Origin of the sequence: Sediminicoccus sp. BL-A-41-H5 (assembly GCF_050632405.1) — a bacterium.
In the GTDB taxonomy this organism is placed as follows: Bacteria; Pseudomonadota; Alphaproteobacteria; order Acetobacterales; family Acetobacteraceae; genus Roseococcus.
Genome location: NZ_CP192601.1, coordinates 4,134,292 through 4,153,714 on the forward strand (window position 1 = coordinate 4,134,292; position 19,423 = coordinate 4,153,714).

Below are 19,423 nucleotides of genomic sequence, written 5' to 3' on the forward strand. Positions count from 1 at the left end.
ACATCCGGAGGAGGCCGCACGCCATGACCCTGCAAGCCCGCATCGAAGCCCTTTGGGAGAAGCGCGACACGCTCTCCGCCACGACGCAGGGCGCGCCCCGCGAGGACGTGATGGCCGCGCTCGAGATGCTGGACCGTGGCGAGGCCCGCGTGGCCGAGAAGGGCGCCAATGGCTGGCAGGTGAACCAGTGGCTGAAGCAGGCCGTGCTGCTCTCCTTCCGGCTCAGCGATTCGGCGCCGATGGACACCGCCGCCGGCGCCTATGACAAGGTGCCGCTGAAGTGGGCCGGCTGGGGCCCGAACCGCTGGAAGGAAGCGGGCTTCCGCGCCGTGCCCGGCGCCGTGGCCCGGCACTCCGCCTATATCGCGCCGAACGTGGTGCTGATGCCGAGCTTCGTGAATCTCGGCGCGCATGTCGGCGCCAACACCATGGTGGACACCTGGGCCACCGTCGGTTCCTGCGCGCAGATCGGCAAGAACGTGCATCTCTCGGGCGGTGTCGGCATCGGCGGCGTGCTGGAGCCGCTGCAGGCCAACCCCGTCATCATCGAGGATGACTGCTTCATCGGCGCGCGCTCCGAGGTGGTGGAGGGGGTCATCGTCGAGCAGGGCTCGGTGCTCTCCATGGGCGTGTTTCTCTCGGCCACGACGAAGATCATCGACCGCGCGACGGGCGAGATCTTCGTGGGCCGCGTGCCGGCCTATTCGGTGGTGGTGCCCGGCAGCCTGCCCGGCAAGCCGCTGCCCGATGGCTCGCCCGGCCCCTCGCTGTATTGCGCGGTGATCGTGAAGCGCGTGGACGCGCAGACCCGCGCCAAGACCAGCATCAACGACCTGCTGCGTGACTGAGGCGTGACGCAGAGCAACCAGCCCACGGACCCGATCCCGCTCGCGCGGGCGCTGATCCGCTGCCGCCCCGCCGCGGAGCGGCCCCAGTGACCAACGCTGCGGCCGACCCGATCCCCCTCGCCCAGGCCCTCATCCGCTGCCGCAGCGTGACGCCGGCGGATGACGGCGCGCTGGACGTGATGGAGGCCGCACTCCGGCCGCTCGGCTTCACCTGCACACGGCTGCGCTTCAACGAAGTGGACAACCTCTTCGTGCGCCGCGGCACGGAAGGGCCGCATCTTTGCTATGCGGGCCACACCGACGTGGTCCCGCCGGGCGACGAGGCCGCCTGGGCCGACAATCCCTTCGCCGCCGTGATTCGCGACGGCATGCTCTATGGCCGCGGCGCCTGCGACATGAAGGGCGGCATCGCCGCCTTCGTCGCCGGGCTGACGGATTATCTCAACGCTAACCCGGGCCATCCCGGCTCCATCTCGTTGCTCATCACGGGCGATGAGGAAGGGCCCTCGGTGGATGGCACGCGGCGCGTGCTGGAATGGATGGCCGAGCATGGCCACACGCCCGATGTCTGCGTGGTGGGCGAGCCGACCTCGCAGCAGGTGCTGGGCGATACGATCAAGATCGGCCGGCGCGGCAGCATGAATGCCTGGATCACGGTGCGCGGCAAGCAGGGCCACAGCGCCTATCCGCAGAAGGCCGACAACCCGGTGCACCGCCTGACGCGCGTGCTGCACGCGCTCACCAGCACGCCGCTCGATCAGGGCAGCGACTGGTTCGAGGCGTCCACGCTGCAGGTCACGGGCATTCAGGTGGACAACACAGCCACCAACGTGATCCCGGCCGAAGCACGCGCCTTCCTGAACATCCGCTTCAACGACCGGCACAATTCCGCGGCGCTGACGGAGCATCTGCGCGCCGTGCTGGCCGAGCACGCGCCGGATCACGAGATGCGCGCGCAGGTCTCGGGCGAGAGCTTCCTGACCGAGCCCGGCCCCTTCGTCGAGGCGCTGACCCGCGCCGTCGAGCGCAGCACCGGCGTGACACCGAAGCTCGACACGGGCGGCGGCACCTCGGATGCGCGCTTCATCACGCATTACTGCCCGGTGGCGGAACTGGGCGCGGTCGGCGCCACGCTGCACCAGCGCGACGAATGCGCGCCAGTGGAGGAGTTGCGCGCGCTGGCGGGCGTCTACCGCGCCGTCCTTGAGGAGTGCCTCCGCTGAACGCCCCCGGCATCGTCAACGGCCTCGCCTCGGCCTGGCTTTTCGCGCGCGGGCGGGCGGAGGGGCTGCTCCTCATCCCGCCGGGCATGGACTCCGCGCGCCATTCCTTCACCGCCGCGCTGCTTTGCCTGCCGCTCTTCATCGCGCTCCGCCTCATCGCCTGGTGGATGCAGGCGCCGCCGCCGGCCGGGGTGATGGTGGCGCTGGCCGGGGAACTGGTGGGCTATGTGCTGGGCTGGGTCGCCTTCGCGCTCGCCTCGCGCATGCTGGCCGAGCAGGCGGGCCGCGCCGCGCAATGGCCGCAATTCATCGCCGCGTGGAACTGGTCCAACATCGTCCAGTACCTGCTGCTGGTGCTGCTGCTGGTGCCGCCGGCGCTGGGTCTGCCCGCCTGGGTGGGCAATGCGCTGGGCCTCGCCGCCGTCGGCTACGCCGTGTGGCTCGAATGGTTCGTGGCGCGCACGGCACTCGGCGTGCAAAGCATGACGGCGGTGATGTTCGTGGTGCTGGACCTCGCGCTGGGGCTGTTCATCGGCGGTGTGACGGGCCGGATTTCCGGCAACTGATCAGGACCAGTCCACCGGCTCCGCGAAATCCACGCGCAGGAAGGTGAGGCCCTGGGGCGGCGCGGTCTGGCCGCCCGCGCGGCGGTCGCACCCGTCCAGCACCGCGCGCGGCCAAGCCACCGGGCGGCGATGCAGCCCCACCTCATGCAGCGTGCCGACCAGGTTGCGGACCTGGTGGTGCAGGAAGCTGCGGGCGGCGGCGAGCAGATGCACCTCCTCGCCCATGCGGATCACGTCCAGCCGGTCCAGCGTGCGCAGCGGCGATTCCGCCTGGCAGGAGGCGGCGCGATAGGCCGAGAAATCGTGCCGGCCGAGAAGCTGCTGCGCCGCCGCATGCATGGCCTCCGCATCCAGCTTCAGCGGCACGTGCCAGACACGCCCTTCCTCCAGCGCGGGCTTCGCCGGGCGGTTCAGGATGCGATAGCGATAGTGGCGCTGGATGGCGGAGAAGCGCGGGGACCAGCCTTCGGCCGCGAAGGCCGCGCCGCGGATGGCGATGCGGTGCGGGCGCGTGTGGAAGTCGAGCGCCGCGCGCAGCCGGGCGGGCGGCAGATCGGCGCTGACCGCGAGCTGCACGACCTGGCCTTCCGCATGCACGCCGGCATCGGTGCGGCCCGAGGCGGTGGCGAGCGCCGGCACGCCGCCATTGAGGCGTGCTGCCGCTTCCTCGATCACCTGCTGCACGGACAGGCCGTTGGGCTGGCGCTGCCAGCCGACCAGGCCCGTGCCGTCATATTCGACGAGGAGGGCATAGCTCGGCATCAGCCGAGCTTGGTGCCGGCGGGCAGCGCATAGCCGCGCAGCAGGGCCTCCGCCTCCATCGCGGCGCGGCCCGGGCGTTGCAGGCGCGTGAGGCGCAGCGCGCCGCTGCCGCAGGCGACGACGAGGCCCGGCCCCGGCAGCACCGTGCCCGGCGTGCCCGCGCCTTCGGCGGGCTCGGCCGCCAGCACGCGCAGCACCTCGCCCGCATGGGGGAAATAGGCGCCGGGCCAGGGGTTCATCGCCCGCACCCGGGCATCCAACGCGGCCGCCGGCTGCGCCCAGTCCAGCAGCCCATCCGCCTTGTTGAGCTTGGCGGCATAGGTGACGCCTTCCTCGGGCTGCGGCGTCTCGGGCGGGGCCTCGTCCAGCGCGCGCAGGATCAGCCGCGCGCCCATCGCGGCGAGTGCGTCATGCAGATCGGGCGTGGTGCTGCGGGCGGTCAGCGGCACGGCCTCGCGCAGCAGCATGGGGCCGGTGTCCAGCCCCTCCTCCATCCGCATGATGGTGACGCCGCTCTCGGCATCGCCATGCAGGATGGCGGCATGGATGGGGGCCGCGCCGCGCCAGCGCGGCAGCAGCGAGGCATGGATGTTCAGGCAGCCGCGGCGCGGGGCCTCCAGCATGGCCGGCGGCAGGATCAGCCCATAGGCGGCCACCACCGCCACATCGAGATCGAGCGCCGCGAAGGCCTCATGCGCCGCCGCGTCCCGCTTCACCCGCGCGGGCGTGCGCACCTCAAGGCCGAGGGCGAGGGCCGCGCGATGCACGGGGCAGGGGGTCTCCTGCTGGCCGCGCCCGGCGGGCTTGGGCGGCTGGGTATAGACGGCGCGGATGTCATGCCCCGCCGCGTGCAAGGCCTGGAGGGCGGGCACGGCGAAGTCCGGGCTGCCCATGAAGGCGATGCGGAGGGCGTTGCCGCTGCGATTCACGCGCCGCTCCCCGCCGCTATGCGGCTGCGGTGCTCCGCGATCGCGCGGGGCTTGCCGCTGCGATTCACGCGCCGCTCCTCGCCGCTATGCGGCTGCGGTGCTCCGCGATCGCAGCGGTGTCACCCACCCTCAGCGTCCCGCGCCTTGTTCTTCAGCTCCTTGGCGAGCTTGCGCAGCATCATGTTGCGCTTCAGCGCCGAGAGATGGTCCACGAAGAGGACGCCGTTCAGGTGATCCATCTCATGCTGCATGCAGACGCCGAGCAGCCCGTCCGCCTCCATCTCGCGGCGCGTGCCGTCCAGCTCGCGCCAGCGGATCTTGATGCGCTGCGGGCGCTCCACATCGGCATAGAGGCCGGGCAGCGAGAGGCAGCCCTCCTCGCGGAGGCCGCGCTCCTGGCTTTCGGCGATGATCTCGGGGTTCACCAGCACCATGGGCTCGGGCGCGTCCTTCGGCCCGCAATCCAGCACGAAGAGCCGCAGGTCGGAGCCCACCTGGGGCGCCGCGAGGCCGATACCGGGCGCGGCATACATCGTCGCCAGCATGCGCGGGGCCAGGGCGCGGACCGCATCGCCATCGCCCTCGCCCACCGGGCGGCATTTCAGGCGGAGCCGCGCATCGGGCACCAGCAGGATGGGGAGTTTTTCGTCGCTCATGATGGCCGTGAGGTAGCGCCTGGCCCCCACCCTGGCAACGGACCTTGCAAGCGGGGGCTGGCCGGGCCAAGTCTTGGCTGGCTGGGCGCCGCCAGAACGGGGCGCCCGGGATGTCCTCGCTCCCGGCAGGAGGCTGCATGTCTCGATCCTCGGTGTTCGGTTCGCCGCTGTTTCTCGGCTTCGACCACCTCGAACAGATGCTCGACCGCGTCCAGAAGAACGCCGAGGGCTATCCCCCCTACAATATCGAGCAGACGGGCGAGGCGCGGCTGCGCATCACGCTGGCCGTCGCCGGCTTCTCCATGGATGACCTGGCCATCACGCAGGAGGACAACCAGCTCGTCATCCGCGGCCGCCAGCGGGACGACACGGAGGGGCGCATCTTCATCCATCGCGGCATCGCGGCCCGGCAGTTCCAGCGCGCCTTCGTGCTGGCCGAGGGGATCGAGGTGGAGGGCGCCTTCCTGGACAACGGGCTGCTGCATATCGACCTCCAGCGCCCCATGCCGGAGGTGAAGGTCCGCTCCATCCCGATCAGCCGCCAGGGCGCGGGGCCGAGCCGCCCCGTGGTGCAAAGCCGCTTCCGGCGCGAGGAGGAGTAGCCGCCCGCTTTGCCGTGATGTTAGCCTTCCTGAGAAACGGCGGGAGGTGATCATGGGCAAGTGGTTCACGGCGGTTGTCGCGGCGGCGATCAGCGTCTCGGCGCAGGCGCAAACGCTCGGCGTGGGGTCCGGCGCGCCGGTCACGACGATCGACCCGCATTTCCACAATGTCGGCCCGAACAACGCGCTGACCATGCACATCTTCGACCGGCTGATCGAGCGCGACGGAAGGGCGCGCCCGCACCCCTCGCTCGCCACCGCCTGGCGCCCCGTGGGCGACCGGGTGTGGGAGCTGGAGCTGCGCCAGGGCGTGACCTGGCATGACGGAAAGCCCTTCACGGCCGACGACGTGGTCTTCACCTTCGCCCGCGTTCCCAATGTGCCCAACAGCCCGGGCGGCTTCGGCGGCTTCCTCCGCGCCATCGAGCGCGTGGAGGTGGTGAACCCCCACCTCATCCGGCTGCACACCCGCGCGCCGCACCCGCTCATGCCGCTCGACCTCGCCTCGGTCTCCATCATCGCGCGCCATGCGGCGGAAGGAGCGGCGACGGAGGATTTCAACAGCGGCCGCGCCGCCATCGGCACCGGGCCCTACCGCTTCGTCAGCTTCCGCGCGGGCGACCGCGTGGAGATGACGCGCAACGACGCCTATTTCGGCGGGGCCGAGCCCTGGGCGCGCGTCAGCTACCGCATGCTGCTGAACGACGCCTCGCGGACCGCGGCGCTGCTGGCGGGCGATGTGGACATCATCGAGCAGATCCCGACGAGCGACCTCGCCCGCCTGCGCCGCGATCCGCGCATCACGGTGACGGAGATCCCGAGCCTGCGCACCGTCTACATGGCGCCCGACTACTCGCGTGACACGGCGCCGCCGGGCGTGACCGACAATGCCGGCCAGCCCCTCGCCGCCAACCCGTTCAAGGATGCGCGGGTGCGGCGCGCGCTGAGCCTCGCCATCAACCGCGACGCGCTGGTGGAGCGCGTGATGGAAGGGGCCGCGCAATCCACCGCGCAATGGCTGCCGCCCGGCGCCTTCGGCTACAATCCGCAGGTCCGCCCCGACCCGTTCGACCCCGATGGCGCCCGCCGCCTGCTGGCCGAGGCGGGCTTCCCGGACGGGTTCCGCCTGACGCTCTCCACGCCCAATGACCGCTGGCCCAATGATGCGCGCCTCGCCCAGGCCGTGGCGCAGATGTGGACGCGCATCGGCGTGCGCACCCAGGTGGATGCGCTGCCCTGGACAGGCTTCGTGCCGCGCCGCGCGCGCATCGAGTTCGGCATGCAGATCGGCGCCTGGGGGAGTTCGACGGGCGAGGCGTCGAACTTCCTGGTGAACATCGTCGCGACGCATGACCGCCAGCGCCTGACGGGTGCGAACAACAACGCCCGCTATTCCAACCCGCGCTTCGACGCCTTCACGGCGGAGGCCTCCGCCACCATGGATGACGAGCGGCGCGAGGCGATGTGGCAGGAGGCGGTGGCCATGTTCGCCGAGGAGCGGCCGGTGATCCAGCTGGTGCAGTATCTCAACACCTGGGCGGTGCGGCGCGGGTTGCGCCATGACCCGCGCATGGATGAGCGGACCATCGCCATGGGTGTCAGGCCCCAATAGCGATCAGGGGCGTTGAGGCCGTCCTCAATGCCGGGCTGGCGCTTCACGGCATCCACGCCGGCCGACACCCGGAGGGCGGTGATCTGCCTGTCGTCGGTCTCGAAGAAGGCAGCGCCCGACCAGGCGATGGGGCCCGGTCACGGCGATGCCGAAGCGCGGGCCGCGATGCCGGCCGGAGAAGCGCATGCGGGCCGCCGGGCGCGGCCCGTCCTCGATGGGGGCCTGCATCTCGCAGTGGTAATCGGCACACGCGGCGTGGATCAGCCGCAGGGAGGCGGTGAAGCCGTCCGCCCCGAGCGAGCCGCGGAAGCGGAAGTCGGGCGCCGGGATTTCCCGTCCGGTATCCTCATCCGCCCGGTTCCACACCTCATGGTGGAACCGCCGGACAAGGTGTGACGCCTCAGTCATTGATGCCCCCTGACGTCCTGGGGTCTGGGGCCTCCCGGCCCCAGCCGCCGGAGGCCCTTCTGCCTCACTTCGCCGGCGCCATCTCCCGCGCCGCCGGCGCCATGTCCAGCGCGCCGCCGAACTCGTTGATGTTGTCGAGCTCGGTGCCCATCGGGATGTTGGTCACCTTCTCCAGGATGAACTCGATCACCACCGGCACCTGGTGCTCTGTCATCAGCGCCCTGGCATCGGCGAAGGCCTGCTTGAACTCGTTCGGGCTGCGGACGCGGATGGCCTTGCAGCCCAGGCCTTCCGCCACCGCCACATGGTCCACGCCATAGCCCGAGAGGGCCTCGTCATGCTCCATGTTGATGTTCTCGAAGGAGAGCGAGACCTCGAAATCCATCTCGAAGCCGCGCTGCGCCTGGCGGATGAGGCCGAGATAGGAGTTGTTCACCACCACATGCAGGTAGGGCAGCTTGTGCTGGGCCCCGACGGCCAGCTCCTCGATGAGGAACTGGAAGTCATAGTCGCCCGAGAGGGCCACGATCTCGCGATCCGGATCGGCGGCGCGGACGCCGAGTGCCGCCGGCAGCGTCCAGCCGAGCGGGCCCGCCTGGCCGCAATTGATCCAGTTGCGCGGGTTGTAGACGCGCAGGTGCTGCGCGCCTGCGATCTGCGAGATCCCGATGGTGGTGACGTAGCAGGTGTCCCGCCCGAAGGCCTCGTTCATCTCCTGGTAGACGCGCTGCGGCTTGAGCGGCACCTGGTCGTAATGCGTCTCGCGCAGCATGGAGCGCTTGCGCGCGAGGCATTCGGCGGCCCAGGCGCTGCGGTCGCGCAGCTTGCCAGCCGTCTTCCACTCGATCGCCACCTTCACGAAGAGGTCGAGGGCGGCGAGCGCGTCGGAGACGATGCCGTAGTCGGGCGCGAAGACGCGGCCGATCTGCGTGCCCTCGATGTCCACATGCATGAACTTCTTGCCTGCGGTGTATTTCTCCACGCTGCCGGTGTGGCGATTGGCCCAGCGATTGCCGATGCCCAGCACGAAGTCGGCGGCGAGCATATTGGCATTGCCATAGCGGTGGCTGGTCTGCAGCCCGCACATGCCGGCCATCAGGTCATGATCGTCGGGAATGGTGCCCCAGCCCATCAGCGTCGGGATCACGGGGATGCCGGTGATCTCCGCGAATTCGACCAGCTCGGCACTCGCATCGGCGTTGATGATGCCGCCGCCGGCGACGATGAGCGGACGCTCCGCCTCGTTCAGCATGGAGAGCGCCTTCTCGATCTGGGCGCGGCTGGCGGCGGGCTTGTAGACCGGGAGCGCCGTGTAGGTCTCGATGTCGAACTCGATCTCGGCCACCTGCACGTCCACCGGAAGATCGATCAGCACCGGGCCGGGGCGACCGCTGCGCATCAGATGGAAGGCCTTCTGGAAGGCCATGGGAACGAGGTAGGGCTCCATCACCGTCACCGCCCATTTGGTCACGGGGCCGGCGATGGAGGCGATGTCCACCGCCTGGAAATCCTCCTTCTGCAGCTTGGCGCGCGGCGCCTGGCCGGTGACGCAGAGGATGGGGATGCTGTCGGCCTGGGCGGAGTAGAGGCCGGTGATCATGTCGGTGCCGGCGGGGCCGGAGGTGCCGATGCACAGGCCGATATTGCCGGCCTTGGCGCGGGTATAGCCCTCGGCCATGTGCGAGGCGCCCTCCACGTGCCGCGCCAGGATGTGGCGGATGGAGCCGCGCTTCTTCAGCGCGGAATAGAAGGGGTTGATCGCGGCCCCGGGGACGCCGAAGGCGCAGTCCATGCCCTCCTTTTCCAGCACGAGAACCGCTGCATCCACTGCGCGCATCTTGGCCATGAGTTCATTCCTCCGAGGTCATTGTGACGGGGGATGAATGACAGCTGCCGCGTTTTGGTGCAATTTTTCCAGAATATTATTTTGCAATGCGGAAAAATAGGTCTAACCTGTTGCTCGGACGGCGATTAAGGTTTTCCATCGCGCTGGGGGTTTTCCGGATGGCAAAAAATATTTCCGGCGTTTCGGCGAGGCCCGTCACCGAAAAGCGCTCCCGCGGGCGGCCCCGCGGCACGGCCCAGCCGAGCGAGGCCGCCTCGGTCCAGTCGCTTGATCGCGCCATCGTGCTGATGAAGCTGCTCTCGGCCGGCAATGGCCTCTCGCTGACGGAGATTTCGCAGCAATCGGGCATCGCGGCCTCCACCGCCTATCGCATGCTCACCACGCTGCAGGCGCACGGAATGGTGGAGTTCAACGAGGCCGACCAGCTCTGGTTCATCGGCATCGAGACCTTCCGCATGGGCGCGGGCTTCCTGCGTCGCCGAAAGCTGGCCGAGCAGGGGCGCGCCATCATCCAGGATCTGATGCTGGAATCGGGCGAGACGGCGAATCTCGCGCTGGCCGATGAGGATTGCGTGGTCTTCGTGAGCCAGGTGGAGACGCATGAGGCCATCCGTGCCTTCTTCCGCCCCGGTACGCGCAGCCCGCTGCATGCCTCGGGCATCGGCAAGGCCATCCTCGCCTTCACCGAACCGCGCCAGCGCGACGCGCTCTTCAAGCGCCTGCCGCTCGAGGTTTTCACGCCCAAGACGCATGCGACGCGCGCGAGCCTGGTGGCGGATCTGATCGGCATCCGCGCGCGCGGCTTCTCGGTGGATGACGAGGAGCGCAACCTCGGCATGCGTTGCGTGGCGGCGGCCGTGTTCAATGAATTCGGCGAGCCGGTGGGCGGTGTGTCCATCTCCGGCCCCACGGTGCGGATGGATGATGCGAAGGTGGCCTGCATGGGCCCGCGCGTGCGGGCGGCGGCGGCGGCGCTGACAGAGGCCATGGGCGGCGTGCTGCCGGAGGGCGCGCGCGCCATGTGAATTTTCCTTGCGGGGCTCCGCGTTTTCAGGCTGCATTCAGGCTCTGAAAACAACCGACCGCGAAGCGGCCGAGGGAGGAAGCGATGCGTCCCACCACCTGGAGGGCGGCGCTTGGCGCTGCTTGAGGTGCGCGATGTCGTGATGCGCTTCGGCGGCGTCACGGCGGTCGGCGGCGTGTCCTTTGCCGTCGAGGAGCGCCAGATCTGCGGGCTGATCGGGCCTAATGGCGCGGGCAAGACCACGCTCTTCAACATCATCAGCGGCATCTACCGGCCGAGCGAGGGCAGCGTCACCTTCGCCGGCACCAACACCACCGGCCTGCCGCGCCACGCGATGGCGCCGTTGGGCCTCGGCCGCACCTTCCAGAACCTGGCCCTGTTCCGCAGCATGTCGGTGCGCGAGAACGTGCTGTCGGGCGCACATTCGCAGGGCCGTGCTGGGTTTCTGGCGCTTGCGCTGCGCCTGCCTGGCGCGCGCGAGGAGGACCGCGTGGCGGCGCGCCGCGCCGACGAATTGCTCGGCCTGCTCGCGCTGGAGAATGTGGCGGATGTGCCGGTGGCGGACCTGCCCTTCGGCACGCAGAAGCGCGTCGAGATGGCGCGCGCGCTGATCTCGCAACCGAAACTGCTGCTGCTGGATGAGCCCGCGGGCGGGCTGAACCATGGGTCATGGAACTCACCGTGGAGGAGAATTTCCGCCTCGGCGCCTATACGCGGCGCGACGCGCAGGTGCAGGCGGATTTCGGGCGCATGTGGGAGTGGTTTCCGCGCCTGAAACAGCGCTGGAAGCAGCAGGCCGGCACGCTTTCGGGCGGCGAGCAGCAGATGCTCGCCATCGCCCGCGCGCTGCTGATGCGGCCGAAGCTGCTGCTGCTGGACGAGCCCTCCTTCGGCCTCGCGCCGCTCATCGTGCAGGAGATCTTCGGCATCATGCGCCGCATCCGTGAGGAAAGCGGCGTGGGCATCCTGCTCGTCGAGCAGAACGCCAATTTCGCGCTGGAACTCGCCGACCGCGCCTATCTGATCGAGACGGGGCACATCGTGACCTCGGGCCCCGCCGCCGAGATCCGGCAGGATGAGGCCATCCGCCGCGCCTATCTGGGGTACTGAGCATGGACGGCTTCGCGCATCAGCTCATCGCCGGCATCGCGACGGGGGGCATCTATGCCTCGGTCGCGCTGGCGCTCGTCATGATCTACCAGGCGACGCATCACGTGAATTTCGCGCAGGGGGAGATGGCGACCCTCTCCACCTTCATCGCGCTCACCATGATCCAGGCCGGGCTGCCCTATTGGGCGGCCTTCTTCGCGACCCTTGTCGTCTCCTTCGTGATGGGGGCCGCGGTGGAGCGCATCCTGATGCGGCCGGTGCAGAACGCGCCGGTGCTGACGCATGTGGGCGTCTTCATCGGCATGCTGCTCATCATCAGCAATGCCACGGGCTGGATCTTCGGCCACACCACCAAGGCCTTCCCGACGCCCTTCGAAAGCCAGGGCCTGCTCTTCGGCGGCCTGGTCTCCGCGCATGAGCTGGGCAGCACGGTGGTGACGCTGGCAGTGCTGCTGCTGGTCTATCTCTTCTTCGCGCACACCTCGCTCGGCCTCGCCATGCGCGCCGCCGCCTACAATCCGCGCTCGGCGCGGCTGGTGGGCATTCGTGTCGGCTGGATGCTGGCGCTGGGCTGGGGACTGGCGGCGGCCATCGGCTCGGTGGCGGGGATGATGGTCGCACCGGCCGTCTTCCTCGACCCGAACATGATGCTGGGCATCCTGCTCTATGCCTTCGCCGGCGCCCTGCTGGGCGGCATCGACAATCCGGGCGGCGCGGTGGCGGGCGGTTTCCTGGTGGGCGTGCTGGAGAACCTGGCCGGCGCCTATGTGGTGGGCACGGAACTCAAGCTCACGGTGGCACTCATCATCATCATCGGCGTGCTGGTCGTCAGGCCCTCCTGCCTCTTCGGCCGCGTCGTCTTCAGCTGGGTCTGAGCGGATGCGGCCGCTTCTCCTCATCGCCGGCTTGGCGGCTCTGCTGCCACTCTGGCTGCTGGAGGGGTTTCACCTCTTCCAGCTGACGCAGGCCGTCATCATGGCGCTGGCCGTGCTCGGGCTGAACATCGTGACCGGCTATAACGGCCAGATCTCGCTCGGCCATGGCGCCTTCTTCGCCGTCGGTGCCTATGCGACGGCGATCCCCATGTCGCTGCTCGACTGGTCCTTCTGGGCGACGCTGCCCGTCTCGGCCTTCGTTTGCGGCGTGGTGGGCTGGGGCGTGGGCTTTCCGGCACTGCGCCTGGGCGGACTCTATCTCGCGCTCACCACCTTCGCGCTCGCCGTCGCCGTGCCGCAGATCCTGAAGCACAAGGCTGTCGAGGCCTGGACCGGGGGCGTGCAGGGGCTCTTCCTGCTCAAGCCCGAGGCGCCGGATTGGCTGAAGCTCAACCCGGACCAGTACATGTATCTGGTGGCGCTTCTGGTGGCGGGCGTCTGCTACCTCCTCACCGCCAACCTTCTGCATGGCCGCATCGGCCTCGCCATGATGGCGGTGCGCGACAACCCGACCGCCGCCGAGGCGATGGGCATGGACCTCGCCAGCATCAAGACGCGCACCTTTGCCGTGAGTGCGATCATCACCGGCATGGCGGGCTCGCTCTCCGCCGCGGTGGTGGAGTTCGTGGCGCCTGACAGCTTCACCTTCATCCTCTCCATCAGCCTCTTCGTGGGCATGGTGGGGGTGGGCGGTGTGGGCTCCATCCTGGTCTGGTTTTTGGCGGGCTCTTCGTGCTCTTCGTGCCCAATCTCGCGGAATCCATCAGCCGCTCGGCGCCCGGCGTGATCTATGGCGCCATCCTCATCCTCTTCCTGTTTGTCCTGCCGGACGGCGTGGCCGGGCTGGTCCGCCGCCTCACCACCAAGAAACGCGTCATTCCTGGGAGGGAACCCTCATGACCACCACCCGTCGCACGCTGTTCATCGCTTCCGGCGCCAGCTTGGCCGCGCCCAACATCGCCCCCGCGCAGGAAGCGCCGGGTGTGACCGCCAATGAGATCCGCATCGGCAGCACCAATTCGCTGTCGGGGCCCGCCTCGGCCTATTCGGTGATCTCCACCTGCCTCACCGCCATGTTCCGCCGCCTGAACGAGGAGGGCGGCATCGCCGGCCGGCGCGTGAACTTCACCGTCTATGACGATGCCTATTCGCCGCCGCGCACGCTGGAACAGACCCGCCGCCTGGTCGAGCAGGATCGCGTGGCCTTCACCTTCAACCAGCTCGGCACGCCCACCAACAATGCCGTGCACCGCTACATGAACCAGCGCCGCGTGCCCCACCTCTTCCTCGCGACCGGCGCCGACAAATGGGCCAATCCGCGCGAATTCCCCTGCACGATCGGCTGGCAGCCCAGCTACCGGACCGAGGCGCAGATCTACGCCAAGCATGTGCTGGAAACGCGCCCCAACGCCCGCATCGCGCTGCTGCACCAGAATGACGACTTCGGCCGTGACTATCTGAACGGGGTGCGCGACGTGCTGGGCAACCGCTTCGATTCCATGGTGCGCGTCGCCACCAACGAGGCGACGGACCCGACGGTGGACAGCCAGATCGTCCAGCTCCAGGCGAGCGGCGCCGATGTGCTCATCTGCGGCGTCATCCCGCGCTTCGCGGCCCAGGCCATCCGCCGCGTGCACGACATCGGCTGGCGGCCGATGATGTTCATGACGAACGTCTCGGTCTCGGTCGGCGCGGTGATGGAGCCGGCGGGGAAGGAGCGGGGCGTCGGCCTCATCACCTCGGATTACCGCAAGGACCAGAGCGACCCGGCCTGGGCCAATGATCCCGGCATGACCGAATGGCGCGGCTTCATGCAGCGCTTCATCCCCAATGGGGACCTGGCGGACAACAACTTCACCTATGGCTATGGCGTCGGCACCACCATGATCCAGGTGCTCCGGCAATGCGGCAACGACTTCAGCCGCGAGAACATCATGCGCCAGGCCACGAACATCGCGCCGATGGACGTGGCGACCCTGCTGCCTGGCGTGAAGGTGCAGAGCCAGCCCACCAACTTCAACGTGATCCGGCAGATGCAGCTGCAGCGCTGGGATGGCTCGGGCTGGGTGCGCTTCGGCAATGTGATCGAGGGCGCGAACGTCGATCAGCGTATCGGCCGCCGGCAGAAGAGCAGCGGGATGATCACGCCCGCTGCGACCGAACCCAGGAAGACCCAGAGCAGCCTCGCCTGGGCTTCCGGCGCGCCGAATTTTTCCACGAAGATGCAGTAGATGACCGTGCAGCCGACGATGCCGAGGCCCAGGAACTTCCCGGCGATCGTCACTTCGCGCTGCGGATTGCTCTCGTCCTGCATGTCTCGCCCCATATCGCGGTCTGCACGATATGGGGCGGCGCGTGCCGATTAGAAGCTGGCCCGCAGGATCAGCGGCATGGGCGCCATCTTGTCCTCCACGCCCACCACGCCCGGGATCTCACGCGCCATGATGGCCAGGCCCTGGCGCATCGTGTCGTTGCGGGCGAAGCCGTGGAAGGTGACGGTGCCGGCCTTCACCGAAGGATAGACCGATTAGGATCTCCACCAGGGCTGGTCGCGCATGGCCTTCACCAGCGCCAGCTGGATGCCGTGGTCGTCATGGATCTCCTGCGGCGTGACGTTGCCGCGCAGCACGGCGCGCAGCAGGTCGGCGCGGCTGACGATGCCGACCAGGTGGTTGCCCTTCACCACCAGCACGCGGCGGATGTGGTTCTGCTCCATCAGCTGCGCCACGCGCTCGGCCGATTCCGTCTCGCTGACGGTCACCAGCGCCTTGGTCATCACATCCGCGGCGGTCTTGCCATGCGCCTTGGAGAAGCGCTCCACCAGCGGCTCGGAGCTTTCAAAGAGCTGCAGGACCAGCTGAGCGGGCCGGGCGGGCGCTCGGCCAGTCGGCGGATCAGGTCGCCCTCGGTGACGATGCCCTGGGGCACGCCTTCCGCATCCACCACAGGCACGGCGGAAATGCCGCGCGCGGCCAGCAGCTCGGCCACCGCCGCGACGGGCGTGTCGGGGGAGACGACCACGGGGTTCGTGGTCATCAGGTCCTTGGATTTCATGCGTCTGCGTTCCTTCCGGCGATCCGCGCCAAATTCCGGCGCGTTGCAATCCGTTTAGGTTAAACCGTGCCCCGCCGCCTTGCGCCGGATCAAGTCGCGCCCTCCCGGATGCGCCCGCGATGCGATAGTCTCGTGACAACAAGAGTTGGGAGGATGCGTCCGCATGGGCGAAGGCTATTTCCTGGTCCCGGTCGCTTCGGCGCTGCGCCTCGCGCAGGCCGAGGCCGTGCTGGATGGCACGCTGAAAGCGGCGCGCGAGGCCGATCTCCTGCCGCTTGCCGTCGTCGTGCTCGATGCTGGGGCGCAGCTCGTCGCCTTCCGGCGCGAGGATGGCTGCGGCGTGCTGCGCTTCGAGATCGCGCGCGGCAAGGCGCAGGCGGCACTCGGCATGGGCATCGGCAGCCGCGTGGTGCGCGACCGGCTGAAGGAGCGCGTGGCCTTCCAGGCCTCCATCGCGGCGGCGAGTGACGGGCGTTTCATCCCGGTTCCCGGCGGCGTGCTCATCCTGAACGCGGCGGGCGAGGCGATCGGCGCCGTCGGCGTCTCGGGCGATGCCTCGGACCGCGACGAATATGCGGCGATCATGGGCATCCGCGCGGCCGGCCTCGGCGCGCATCCGGACGAGCCGGCGCCCGGCTGGCGGGAGGCCGGGCTGTGAAGCGCCGCGCCCTTCTCCTCGCGAGCCTCGCGACACCCGCCATCGCGCAGACCTGGCCCGACCGGCCGCTGCGCATGATCGTGCCCTTCCCGCCGGGCGGGGCGACCGACGTCTTCGCCCGCCGCCTCGCCGCGCGGCTGCCGGCGGAGCTTGGCCAGACCGTGGTGATCGAGAACCGCACGGGGGCCGCCGGCGCCATCGGCACGCTGGAGGCGGCGCGCGCCAGGCCCGATGGGCAGACGCTGTTCTTCGGCACGGCGAGCACGCTCGGCCTCTATCCGTTGCTCGCCGAGCGTCCGCAATTCGACCCGCTGCGGGATTTCCTGCCCGTCGCCATCCCCGGTGCCGCCACCGTCGCCTTCGTGGTGCGGCCCGGCGTGGCGGACAGCCTGCCCGCCCTCGTCGCCGCCGCGCGCGCGCGGCCGGGGCAGCTGCGCTATGGCTCGCCCGGCACCGGCAGCTACCTCCACATGTCCTTCGAGCTGTTCAAGCGCGAGGCCCAGGTGAACATCGAGCACGTGCCCTATCGCGGCAGCGCGCCCGCCATGGCGGACCTGCTGGGCGGCCACCTGGATGCGCTGACCGATACGGTGGCCACCACGCTGGAGCAGCACCGCTCGGGCCGCGCCCGCATGCTGGCCGTTGCCTCCACGGCCCGCAGCCCGCTGGTGCCCGAGGTGCCGACGGTGGCCGAGGCGCTGGGGCTTGCGGGCTTCGAGGCCGCGGTCTGGCTCGCCGTCATGCTGCCGATGGGCACGCCGGAGGCGATCCGCACGCGGCTCTCGGCCGCCATCACCGCGACCCTCGCGGTACAGGAATTCCGCACCGAGCTGGAGGCGGCGGGCTTCGAGGTGGGGGGGCGCTTGTCGCCCGACCAGAGCGGGGCCTACATCGCGGCCGAACAGGCGAAGTGGCGGCCCATCGTGGCGGCCACGGGTGCCAGGCTGGAATAGAACCGGGGGAACCATGATCCGCATCACACGCCGCGCCACGCTGGGCGCGATCCTCGCCGCACCCGCCATCGCCAGCGCGCAGTCCTGGCCCTCCGGCAGCATCCGCATCGTCGTGCCCTTCGCGCCCGGCGGCAGCACGGATGCGGTGGCGCGCCTGGCCGCGCCCGGCCTCTCGCAGCGCCTGGGCGTGCCGGTGGTGGTGGAGAACCGCAGCGGCGCGGCCGGCTCGCTCGGCACGCAGGTGGTGGCGACGGCACGGCCTGATGGCCAGACCTGGCTGCTCACCTTCGACAGCCACGCGACGCTGCCCGCCCTGCTGCCCAACCTGCCCTTCAACATCACGCGGGACCTCGATCCCGTCATGCTGATCGGCGGCGCGCCCTACGTGATCGCGACGCGCCCGGACAAGCCCTATCAGACGCTGGCCGACATCGTGACGGCCGCGCGCGCGCGGCCCGAGGCGATCAGCTATGGCAGCACGGGCAATGGCACAATCGGCCATCTGACGATGATCCTGCTGGGTTCGCGCGCCAATGTGCGCATGGCGCATGTGCCCTATCGCGGCGGCGGGCTTGCGGTGAATGACACCGTCGCCGGCCATGTGGAGATGATGATCGGCAGCGCGGCCGTCGTCGCCCCGCATATCGCCGGCGGCACGCTGCGCCCCGTGGTGCAGTTCGGCCCCGAGCGCCTGCCCGCGCTGGCCCAGGTGCCGACCGCGGTCGAAGGCGGCTTCCAGGGCCTGGAGGCCGAGGCCTGGTGGGGCGTCTTCGCCCCGCATGGCACGCCCGACGCCATCCAGGCGCGCATGTACGCGGCGCTGAAGGAATCCTTCCAGGAGGAGCGCGTGAACCGCACCATGACGGAAACCCAGCAGGCCCGCGTGGTGCTGGGCGACAAGTCGGTGCTCGGCCCCTTCCTCGACCGTCAGATCGCCCAATGGGGCGGCCTGGTGCGCGAATTCCGCATCCAGGCTGACTGAGGAACAGGCATTCCCGCCGCGGGACCCCGCGGCGGGGATTTGGATTCCGCTTTTCCGCTGTCTCCGCATCATGGTCCGATCGCCCTGTCTTTCGGGAGATGGACCATGAGGCCTCACGCGACGCCATGTGCTGGCGGCCCCCGCGCTTCTTCCTGCTGCCGCGCGGGCGCAGGGTTCCGGCGTGCCGGGCTGGCCCACGCGGCCCATCCGCATGCTGGTGGGCTTCCCGCCGGGTGGCCTGCCCGACATCTACGCCCGCATGCTGGCCGACCGGCTCTCACCCCTGCTGGGCCAGCCGGTGGTCGTCGAGAACCGCCTGGGCGGCGGCGGCACGCTGGCCAATGAGCAGACGGCGCGCGCGGATGACGCGCACACCTTCCTCTCCACCTCCATCTCGATGACGGCGGGCGCCGCGCTGCGCGCGGGGCGGCTGAACTATGACGTGCTGCGCGACTTCGCGCCGATCAGCGCCATCTCCGTCGTCGCCAATGGCATCTTCGTGCACCCTTCTGTGCCGGTGAACAGCATCGCGGAGCTGATCGCGCTCGCCAAGGCGCAGCCCGGCCGGCTCAATTGCGGTTCGCCCGGCAATGGCACCTCGGGCCATGTCACGCAGGAGTATTTCAAGCTGCGCGCGGGCATCGACATGGTGCATGTGCCCTTCCGCGGTTCGGCGCCGCTCGTCGTGGATTTCCTGGGCGGGCAGGTGGGTGTGGTCATCGACAATGTGCCGCTCTACCTGCCGCATGTGCGGGAGGGGCGGATCAGGCTGCTCGCGGTGACCACGCCGCAGCGCTGGCCCTTCACGCCCGATGTGCCGACGCTGGCCGAGACGGTGCTGCCCGGCTTCGACGTGCGCGCCTGGTTCGGCTTCGTGGCGCCGGCCCGCACGCCCGAGCCGGTGCTGGAGGCGCTGAACCGCATGACGCAGGAGATGCTGCGCGACCCGGTGATCGTGGAGCGCATCCGCTCGGCCGGCGCGGATCCCTCGCCGATGAGCCGTGCGGAATACGCCGCCTTCCTGCGCGAGGACATGGCGCGCTGGACCGAGGTGGTGCGGCTTTCGGGTGCGACGGCCGACTGACGCTCATCCGCGCTTCAGCTTGGTCGCCTGTCCCTGGGCGCGCCGGCCCCTGACGGGCACAAAGCCCGACCCACGGCCCGCGGTTACCGCCCCCTGCGCCATGCCATCGCAAGCCTGGCGGCTCGTGCCGACCACCGGCAGCTGCTTCCATCACCTCGATTTCTCCGGTCC

At 69.6% G+C, this 19,423-nt stretch carries 23 protein-coding genes; 15 read left to right on the forward strand and 8 right to left on the reverse strand.

What is annotated here, in order from left to right; all coding sequences use genetic code 11:
- Window positions 1-23 precede the first annotated feature (23 nt).
- The 3 genes from dapD to ACQ860_RS20250 all read left to right on the forward strand — a co-directional run bounded on the left by dapD (window position 24) and on the right by ACQ860_RS20250 (window position 2,637).
- Complete coding sequence (gene dapD, locus ACQ860_RS20240) at window positions 24-848, forward strand: 2,3,4,5-tetrahydropyridine-2,6-dicarboxylate N-succinyltransferase (protein WP_431305133.1); 825 nt, start codon at window positions 24-26, stop codon at window positions 846-848.
- An 86-nt stretch (window positions 849-934) separates the two neighbouring features.
- On the forward strand, window positions 935-2,071 hold the full coding sequence (gene dapE / locus ACQ860_RS20245) for a succinyl-diaminopimelate desuccinylase (protein ID WP_431305134.1): 1,137 nt from the start codon (window positions 935-937) through the stop codon (window positions 2,069-2,071).
- Complete coding sequence (locus ACQ860_RS20250) at window positions 2,059-2,637, forward strand: hypothetical protein (protein ID WP_431305135.1); 579 nt, start codon at window positions 2,059-2,061, stop codon at window positions 2,635-2,637. Before dapE ends, ACQ860_RS20250 begins: the two co-directional genes overlap by 13 nt.
- Here the strand turns inward: ACQ860_RS20250 and truA are convergent, their stop codons facing one another.
- The 3 genes from truA to def all read right to left on the reverse strand — a co-directional run bounded on the left by truA (window position 2,638) and on the right by def (window position 4,984).
- Window positions 2,638-3,399, reverse strand: a complete 762-nt coding sequence (gene truA, locus ACQ860_RS20255) for a tRNA pseudouridine(38-40) synthase TruA (protein WP_431305136.1) — start codon at window positions 3,397-3,399, stop codon at window positions 2,638-2,640. It lies immediately after the preceding gene.
- Window positions 3,399-4,328 (reverse strand): methionyl-tRNA formyltransferase, encoded by a 930-nt coding sequence (gene fmt / locus ACQ860_RS20260; RefSeq protein ID WP_431305137.1) that lies wholly within the window; start codon window positions 4,326-4,328, stop codon window positions 3,399-3,401. Before fmt ends, truA begins: the two co-directional genes overlap by 1 nt.
- A 119-nt stretch (window positions 4,329-4,447) precedes the next feature.
- Window positions 4,448-4,984, reverse strand: coding sequence for a peptide deformylase (def, locus tag ACQ860_RS20265; RefSeq protein ID WP_431305138.1), 537 nt, complete (start codon window positions 4,982-4,984; stop codon window positions 4,448-4,450).
- A 137-nt stretch (window positions 4,985-5,121) separates the two neighbouring features.
- Between def and ACQ860_RS20270 the strand changes: the two genes are divergently transcribed.
- Window positions 5,122-5,586 carry an Hsp20 family protein gene (locus ACQ860_RS20270; protein ID WP_213616179.1) on the forward strand — a complete coding sequence of 155 codons (465 nt, stop codon included), beginning with the start codon at window positions 5,122-5,124 and terminating at the stop codon, window positions 5,584-5,586.
- A gap of 52 nt (window positions 5,587-5,638) precedes the next feature.
- Window positions 5,639-7,198 (forward strand): ABC transporter substrate-binding protein, encoded by a 1,560-nt coding sequence (locus ACQ860_RS20275; RefSeq protein WP_431305139.1) that lies wholly within the window; start codon window positions 5,639-5,641, stop codon window positions 7,196-7,198.
- Between the two features lie 24 nt (window positions 7,199-7,222).
- Here the strand turns inward: ACQ860_RS20275 and ACQ860_RS20280 are convergent, their stop codons facing one another.
- Together ACQ860_RS20280 and gcl are read right to left on the reverse strand one after the other, a co-directional pair.
- Window positions 7,223-7,606: an ester cyclase gene (locus tag ACQ860_RS20280; RefSeq protein WP_431305140.1), complete on the reverse strand. Its 384-nt coding sequence runs from the start codon at window positions 7,604-7,606 to the stop codon at window positions 7,223-7,225.
- Window positions 7,607-7,670: 64 nt separating this feature from the next.
- Window positions 7,671-9,452 (reverse strand): glyoxylate carboligase, encoded by a 1,782-nt coding sequence (gene gcl, locus ACQ860_RS20285; RefSeq protein WP_431305141.1) that lies wholly within the window; start codon window positions 9,450-9,452, stop codon window positions 7,671-7,673.
- 158 nt (window positions 9,453-9,610) lie between these two features.
- On the opposite strand from gcl, the gene bhcR reads away from it, so the two are divergent.
- From bhcR to ACQ860_RS20315, 6 genes are all read left to right on the forward strand, one after another.
- The gene (gene bhcR, locus ACQ860_RS20290) at window positions 9,611-10,477 is read left to right on the forward strand and encodes an HTH-type transcriptional regulator BhcR (RefSeq protein ID WP_431305142.1); all 867 of its coding nucleotides are present in this window, start codon (window positions 9,611-9,613) and stop codon (window positions 10,475-10,477) included.
- Window positions 10,478-10,588: 111 nt separating this feature from the next.
- Complete coding sequence (locus ACQ860_RS20295) at window positions 10,589-11,251, forward strand: ABC transporter ATP-binding protein (protein ID WP_431305143.1); 663 nt, start codon at window positions 10,589-10,591, stop codon at window positions 11,249-11,251.
- Window positions 11,146-11,586, forward strand: a complete 441-nt coding sequence (locus tag ACQ860_RS20300) for an ABC transporter ATP-binding protein (RefSeq protein ID WP_431305144.1) — start codon at window positions 11,146-11,148, stop codon at window positions 11,584-11,586. The genes ACQ860_RS20295 and ACQ860_RS20300 overlap by 106 nt, the downstream gene beginning before the upstream one ends.
- Before the next feature lie 2 nt (window positions 11,587-11,588).
- A complete protein-coding gene (locus ACQ860_RS20305; protein ID WP_431305145.1) occupies window positions 11,589-12,461 on the forward strand; it encodes a branched-chain amino acid ABC transporter permease in 873 nt (290 codons plus the stop codon).
- Window positions 12,462-12,465: 4 nt separating this feature from the next.
- Window positions 12,466-13,308 carry a branched-chain amino acid ABC transporter permease gene (locus ACQ860_RS20310; protein WP_431305146.1) on the forward strand — a complete coding sequence of 281 codons (843 nt, stop codon included), beginning with the start codon at window positions 12,466-12,468 and terminating at the stop codon, window positions 13,306-13,308.
- A gap of 109 nt (window positions 13,309-13,417) precedes the next feature.
- Complete coding sequence (locus tag ACQ860_RS20315) at window positions 13,418-14,752, forward strand: ABC transporter substrate-binding protein (RefSeq protein WP_431305147.1); 1,335 nt, start codon at window positions 13,418-13,420, stop codon at window positions 14,750-14,752.
- Between the two features lie 131 nt (window positions 14,753-14,883).
- Here ACQ860_RS20315 and ACQ860_RS20320 read toward each other — a convergent pair whose 3' ends face one another.
- Genes ACQ860_RS20320 through ACQ860_RS20330 form a run of 3 tightly spaced genes read right to left on the reverse strand, consistent with a single transcriptional unit; the run spans window position 14,884 to window position 15,575 of the window.
- A complete protein-coding gene (locus tag ACQ860_RS20320) occupies window positions 14,884-15,033 on the reverse strand; it encodes a BON domain-containing protein (RefSeq protein ID WP_431305148.1) in 150 nt (49 codons plus the stop codon).
- Window positions 15,034-15,048: 15 nt separating this feature from the next.
- The gene (locus tag ACQ860_RS20325) at window positions 15,049-15,342 is read right to left on the reverse strand and encodes a CBS domain-containing protein (RefSeq protein WP_431305149.1); all 294 of its coding nucleotides are present in this window, start codon (window positions 15,340-15,342) and stop codon (window positions 15,049-15,051) included.
- Window positions 15,297-15,575 carry a CBS domain-containing protein gene (locus ACQ860_RS20330; RefSeq protein ID WP_431305150.1) on the reverse strand — a complete coding sequence of 93 codons (279 nt, stop codon included), beginning with the start codon at window positions 15,573-15,575 and terminating at the stop codon, window positions 15,297-15,299. The genes ACQ860_RS20325 and ACQ860_RS20330 overlap by 46 nt, the downstream gene beginning before the upstream one ends.
- Before the next feature lie 163 nt (window positions 15,576-15,738).
- Here ACQ860_RS20330 and ACQ860_RS20335 point away from each other — a divergent pair, with 163 nt between their 5' ends.
- From ACQ860_RS20335 to ACQ860_RS20350, 4 genes are all read left to right on the forward strand, one after another.
- On the forward strand, window positions 15,739-16,233 hold the full coding sequence (locus ACQ860_RS20335) for a GlcG/HbpS family heme-binding protein (protein ID WP_431305151.1): 495 nt from the start codon (window positions 15,739-15,741) through the stop codon (window positions 16,231-16,233).
- Entirely contained in the window at window positions 16,230-17,186 is a 957-nt protein-coding gene (locus ACQ860_RS20340) for a Bug family tripartite tricarboxylate transporter substrate binding protein (protein ID WP_431305152.1), read from the forward strand. The genes ACQ860_RS20335 and ACQ860_RS20340 overlap by 4 nt, the downstream gene beginning before the upstream one ends.
- Before the next feature lie 13 nt (window positions 17,187-17,199).
- Window positions 17,200-18,168, forward strand: coding sequence for a Bug family tripartite tricarboxylate transporter substrate binding protein (locus tag ACQ860_RS20345; RefSeq protein ID WP_431305153.1), 969 nt, complete (start codon window positions 17,200-17,202; stop codon window positions 18,166-18,168).
- A 181-nt stretch (window positions 18,169-18,349) separates the two neighbouring features.
- Window positions 18,350-19,252 carry a Bug family tripartite tricarboxylate transporter substrate binding protein gene (locus ACQ860_RS20350; RefSeq protein ID WP_431305154.1) on the forward strand — a complete coding sequence of 301 codons (903 nt, stop codon included), beginning with the start codon at window positions 18,350-18,352 and terminating at the stop codon, window positions 19,250-19,252.
- The last annotated feature ends 171 nt before the right edge of the window (window positions 19,253-19,423 follow it).